Origin of the sequence: Duganella fentianensis (genome assembly GCF_009857835.1) — a bacterium.
GTDB lineage: Bacteria > Pseudomonadota > Gammaproteobacteria > Burkholderiales > Burkholderiaceae_D > Rugamonas > Rugamonas fentianensis.
The window spans coordinates 1-5323 of sequence record NZ_WWCL01000013.1 but is presented as its reverse complement, the minus strand read 5'-3'; the positions used below and the strand labels follow the sequence as shown (position 1 = coordinate 5323).

Genomic DNA, 5323 nt, shown 5'->3' with positions numbered 1-5323 from the left:
GGCCAGGCCTCAGCATTTTATTATGGTGATCCCCTGGGCGAAATGCGCCTGGTAAGCAGAGTTTTTGAAATGTAAGGCCTTTGAATAAGACAAAAGGCTGCCTCATCGCTAACTTTGCAACAGTGCCCTCGTGTGCACCAAAGCGAGGTGAGCATGGCGACGGAGGCTCTGTTGCAAAGATTGGCGGCAGTCAGAGGTAGGCTGTCGCTCTGCGCCGATCAGGCGGCTGCTGCGAAATGGTGGTTGAGCATGCCCATGGCCTCCGTCAGCGCCGAGGGCCCAATGCCAAAAGCTCTCTCCACAAGGCGCACCTCGCCCCTGATGCCGGGCTGCAGGCACCAGGGGCGAGCCTGTCCTTTGCGCAGGGCTCGCATGACTTCGAATCCCTTGATCGTGGCATAGGCCGTGGGGATCGATTTGAAACCGCGCACCGGCTTGATCAGTATCTTGAGCTTTCCGTGATCGGCCTCGATCACGTTATTGAGATACTTCACCTGCCGGTGGGCCGTCTCCCGGTCCAGCTTTCCTTCGCGCTTCAATTCGGTGATCGCTGCACCATAGCTCGGCGCTTTGTCGGTATTGAGCGTGGCAGGCTTTTCCCAGTGCTTCAGGCCTCGCAGGGCCTTGCCCAGGAACCGCTTCGCTGCCTTGGCGCTGCGGGTCGGCGACAGGTAGAAATCGATCGTGTCGCCCCGCTTGTCGACTGCCCGGTACAGGTAGGTCCACTTGCCCCGCACCTTGACGTAGGTTTCATCCAGGCGCCAGCTCGGATCAAAGCCACGCCGCCAGAACCAGCGCAGCCGCTTCTCCATCTCCGGGGCGTAGCACTGGACCCAGCGATAGATCGTCGTATGGTCGACCGAAATGCCGCGTTCCGCCAGCATTTCCTCAAGGTCGCGATAGCTGATCGGATAGCGACAATACCAGCGCACCGCCCACAGGATCACATCACCCTGGAAATGGCGCCACTTGAAATCCGTCATCGTTCCGTCCGTCCAATCTCCGCCAAGCATGCTCAAGCTTCACGATTTTTGCAACAGAGCCCACACGAGTATTGAGCATAGTCGAGATTGGTGCAGATCACTTCTGATATTGAACTGTCAGGAGCTGGCTGCACAACAGCCATTACGCCCAATCAACTGGTGCAGTCGTCTTCTGAAAATGACATTTGGTATCTCTCATAAACGGATGTTTTTGAGAGAACTATCTTCGGCCTTCACACGCACGAAAGGCGGCGAAGCTCCGCCGTTAATCCGTCCGCCGGAGATCTCGCCCAGGCAGGCTGAAGGCCGAGCAAGCCTGACAGGCCCGAAAAGCCCGGCACGGGCGTCGGCGGCGATGACGGCGGCGGCATTATCCAGGGTTGATGATGGAAGTGGAGGATATCGACAACCTCTCGCGCAACCAAGACATCGCGGTCGGACTGCAAGTGATCTTGAAGCCACGGGCCCGTCCCACCCCGACATGGACCTCGATGCCCGAACGGACGTTAGATTTCGAGTTCTAGGCGTTCTGCGATGAAGGTTGGATCCCAGCCGGGATTGAAAGTGTCGACGTGGGTGAATCCGAGCCGCTCGTATAGGCCACGCAGGTTCGGGTGGCAGTCGAGCCGCAGCTTGGCGCACCCCTGCGTTCGCGCGGCATGGCGGCAAGCCTCGATCAGCGCGGAGCTGACACCCCGGCCCGCATGTGTCCGTCGCACCGCGAGCTTGTGCAGATATGCGGCCTCCCCCTTGAGGGCGTCGGGCCAGAACTCGGGATCCTCGGCCGACAAGGTGCAACAGCCGACGATGCCGTCGCTGCAACTCGCGACTAGGAGCTCGGATCTCAGGACGAAGGTCTCCGCGAATGTCCGGTCGATCCGCGCGACGTCCCAGGCGGGCGTTCCCTTGGCGGACATCCACGCCGCAGCGTCGTGCATCAGCCGCACAACCTCGTCGATATCACCCGAGCAGGCGACCCGAACGTTCGGAGGCTCCTCGCTGTCCATTCGCTCCCCTGGCGCGGTATGAACCGCCGCCTCATAGTGCAGTTTGATCCTGACGAGCCCAGCATGTCTGCGCCCACCTTCGCGGAACCTGACCAGGGTCCGCTAGCGGGCGGCCGGAAGGTGAATGCTAGGCATGATCTAACCCTCGGTCTCTGGCGTCGCGACTGCGAAATTTCGCGAGGGTTTCCGAGAAGGTGATTGCGCTTCGCAGATCTCCAGGCGCGTGGGTGCGGACGTAGTCAGCGCCATTGCCGATCGCGTGAAGTTCCGCCGCAAGGCTCGCTGGACCCAGATCCTTTACAGGAAGGCCAACGGTGGCGCCCAAGAAGGATTTCCGCGACACCGAGACCAATAGCGGAAGCCCCAACGCCGACTTCAGCTTTTGAAGGTTCGACAGCACGTGCAGCGATGTTTCCGGTGCGGGGCTCAAGAAAAATCCCATCCCCGGATCGAGGATGAGCCGGTCGGCAGCGACCCCGCTCCGTCGCAAGGCGGAAACCCGCGCCTCGAAGAACCGCACAATCTCGTCGAGCGCGTCTTCGGGTCGAAGGTGACCGGTGCGGGTGGCGATGCCATCCCGCTGCGCTGAGTGCATAACCACCAGCCTGCAGTCCGCCTCAGCAATATCGGGATAGAGCGCAGGGTCAGGAAATCCTTGGATATCGTTCAGGTAGCCCACGCCGCGCTTGAGCGCATAGCGCTGGGTTTCCGGTTGGAAGCTGTCGATTGAAACACGGTGCATCTGATCGGACAGGGCGTCTAAGAGCGGCGCAATACGTCTGATCTCATCGGCCGGCGATACAGGCCTCGCGTCCGGATGGCTGGCGGCCGGTCCGACATCCACGACGTCTGATCCGACTCGCAGCATTTCGATCGCCGCGGTGACAGCGCCGGCGGGGTCTAGCCGCCGGCTCTCATCGAAGAAGGAGTCCTCGGTGAGATTCAGAATGCCGAACACCGTCACCATGGCGTCGGCCTCCGCAGCGACTTCCACGATGGGGATCGGGCGAGCAAAAAGGCAGCAATTATGAGCCCCATACCTACAAAGCCCCACGCATCAAGCTTTTGCCCATGAAGCAACCAGGCAATGGCTGTAATTATGACGACGCCGAGTCCCGACCAGACTGCATAAGCAACACCGACAGGGATGGATTTCAGAACCAGAGAAAGAAAATAAAATGCGATGCCATAACCGATTATGACAACGGCGGAAGGGGCAAGCTTAGTAAAGCCCTCGCTAGATTTTAATGCGGATGTTGCGATTACTTCGCCAACTATTGCGATAACAAGAAAAAGCCAGCCTTTCATGATATATCTCCCAATTTGTGTAGGGCTTATTATGCACGCTTAAAAATAATAAAAGCAGACTTGACCTGATAGTTTGGCTGTGAGCAATTATGTGCTTAGTGCATCTAACGCCGGAGTTAAGCCGCCGCGCGTAGCGCGGTCGGCTTGAACGAATTGTTAGACATCATTTACCAACTGACTTGATGATCTCGCCTTTCACAAAGCGAATAAATTCTTCCAAGTGATCTGCGCGTGAGGCCAAGTGATCTTCTTTTTGTCCCAGATAAGCTTGCTTAGCTTCAAGTAAGACGGGCTGATACTGGGCAGGTAGGCGTTTTATTGCCCAGTCGGCAGCGACATCCTTCGGCGCGATTTTGCCGGTTATTGCGCTGTACCAAATGCGGGACAACGTAAGCACTACATTTCGCTCATCGCCGGCCCAGTCGGGCTGCGAGTTCCATAGCTTCAAGGTTTCCCTCAGCGCCTCGAATAGATCCTGTTCAGGAACCGGGTCAAAGAATTCCTCCGCTGCCGGACCTACCAAGGCAACGCTATGTTCTCTTGCTTTTGTAAGCAGGATAGCTAGATCAATGTCGATCATGGCTGGCTCGAAGATACCCGCAAGAATGTCATTGCGCTGCCATTCTCCAAATTGCAGCTCGCGCTTAGCCGGATAACGCCACGGGATGATGTCGTCATGCACGACAAGGGTGACTTCTATAGCGCGGAGCGTCTCGCTCTCGCCAGGGAAAGCCGAAGCCTCCATAAGGTCATTGAGCAATGCTCGCCGCGTCGTTTCATCAAGCTTTACGGCCACAGTAACCAACAAATCAATATCGCTGTATGGCTTCAGGCCGCCATCCACTGCGGAGCCGTACAAATGCACGGCCAGCAACGTTGATTCCAGATGGCGCTCAATGACGCTTAGCACCTCTGATAGTTGGTTCGAAATTTCGATGGTCACCGCTACCCTCATGATGTCTAACTTTGTTTTAGGGCGACTGCCCTGCTGCGTAACATCGTTGCTGCTCCATAACATCAAACATCGACCCACGGCGTAACGCGCTTGCTGCTTGGATGCCCGAGGCATAGACTGTACAAAAAAACAGTCATAACAAGCCATGAAAACCGCCACTGCGCCGTTACCACCGCTGCGTTCGGTCAAGGTTCTGGACCAGTTGCGTGAGCGCATACGCTACTTGCATTACAGTTTACGAACCGAACAGGCTTATGTCCACTGGGTTCGTGCCTTCATCCGTTTCCACGGTGTGCGTCACCCGGCAACCTTGGGCAGCAGCGAAGTCGAGGCATTTCTGTCCTGGCTGGCGAACGAGCGCAAGGTTTCGGTCTCCACGCATCGTCAGGCATTGGCGGCCTTGCTGTTCTTCTACGGCAAGGTGCTGTGCACGGATCTGCCCTGGCTTCAGGAGATCGGAAGACCTCGGCCGTCGCGGCGCTTGCCGGTGGTGCTGACCCCGGATGAAGTGGTTCGCATCCTCGGTTTTCTGGAAGGCGAGCATCGTTTGTTCGCCCAGCTTCTGTATGGAACGGGCATGCGGATCAGTGAGGGTTTGCAACTGCGGGTCAAGGATCTGGATTTCGATCACGGCACGATCATCGTGCGGGAGGGCAAGGGCTCCAAGGATCGGGCCTTGATGTTACCCGAGAGCTTGGCACCCAGCCTGCGCGAGCAGCTGTCGCGTGCACGGGCATGGTGGCTGAAGGACCAGGCCGAGGGCCGCAGCGGCGTTGCGCTTCCCGACGCCCTTGAGCGGAAGTATCCGCGCGCCGGGCATTCCTGGCCGTGGTTCTGGGTTTTTGCGCAGCACACGCATTCGACCGATCCACGGAGCGGTGTCGTGCGTCGCCATCACATGTATGACCAGACCTTTCAGCGCGCCTTCAAACGTGCCGTAGAAGGCACTGTTGCAAAGTTAGCGATGAGGCAGCCTTTTGTCTTATTCAAAGGCCTTACATTTCAAAAACTCTGCTTACCAGGCGCATTTCGCCCAGGGGATCACCATAATAAAATGCTGAGGCCTGGCC

At 57.7% G+C, this 5323-nt stretch carries 6 protein-coding genes and 1 pseudogene; 2 read left to right on the top strand and 5 right to left on the bottom strand.

Translation table 11 applies throughout. The features are described 5' to 3' along the window. A pseudogene (locus GTP23_RS22290) lies at nucleotides 1–75 on the top strand (IS6 family transposase); the annotation flags it as partial. 143 nt (nucleotides 76–218) lie between these two features. Here GTP23_RS22290 and GTP23_RS22285 read toward each other — a convergent pair. From GTP23_RS22285 to GTP23_RS22260, 5 genes are all read right to left on the bottom strand, one after another. After that, nucleotides 219–983, bottom strand: a complete 765-nt coding sequence (locus tag GTP23_RS22285) for an IS6-like element IS6100 family transposase (protein WP_001389365.1) — start codon at nucleotides 981–983, stop codon at nucleotides 219–221. Between the two features lie 506 nt (nucleotides 984–1489). Next, the gene (locus GTP23_RS22275; RefSeq protein WP_000376623.1) at nucleotides 1490–1990 is read right to left on the bottom strand and encodes a GNAT family N-acetyltransferase; all 501 of its coding nucleotides are present in this window, start codon (nucleotides 1988–1990) and stop codon (nucleotides 1490–1492) included. Nucleotides 1991–2117: 127 nt separating this feature from the next. Next, nucleotides 2118–2957 (bottom strand): sulfonamide-resistant dihydropteroate synthase Sul1, encoded by an 840-nt coding sequence (gene sul1, locus GTP23_RS22270; RefSeq protein WP_000259031.1) that lies wholly within the window; start codon nucleotides 2955–2957, stop codon nucleotides 2118–2120. Further along, on the bottom strand, nucleotides 2951–3298 hold the full coding sequence (locus tag GTP23_RS22265) for a quaternary ammonium compound efflux SMR transporter QacE delta 1 (protein ID WP_000679427.1): 348 nt from the start codon (nucleotides 3296–3298) through the stop codon (nucleotides 2951–2953). Before GTP23_RS22265 ends, sul1 begins: the two co-directional genes overlap by 7 nt. 163 nt (nucleotides 3299–3461) lie before the next feature. Then, nucleotides 3462–4253 carry an ANT(3'')-Ia family aminoglycoside nucleotidyltransferase AadA2 gene (locus GTP23_RS22260; RefSeq protein ID WP_001261740.1) on the bottom strand — a complete coding sequence of 264 codons (792 nt, stop codon included), beginning with the start codon at nucleotides 4251–4253 and terminating at the stop codon, nucleotides 3462–3464. 145 nt (nucleotides 4254–4398) lie between these two features. Here GTP23_RS22260 and GTP23_RS22255 point away from each other — a divergent pair. Further along, a partial coding sequence (locus GTP23_RS22255) for an integron integrase (protein ID WP_060588943.1) occupies nucleotides 4399–5323 on the top strand: 925 nt, incomplete at its 3' end.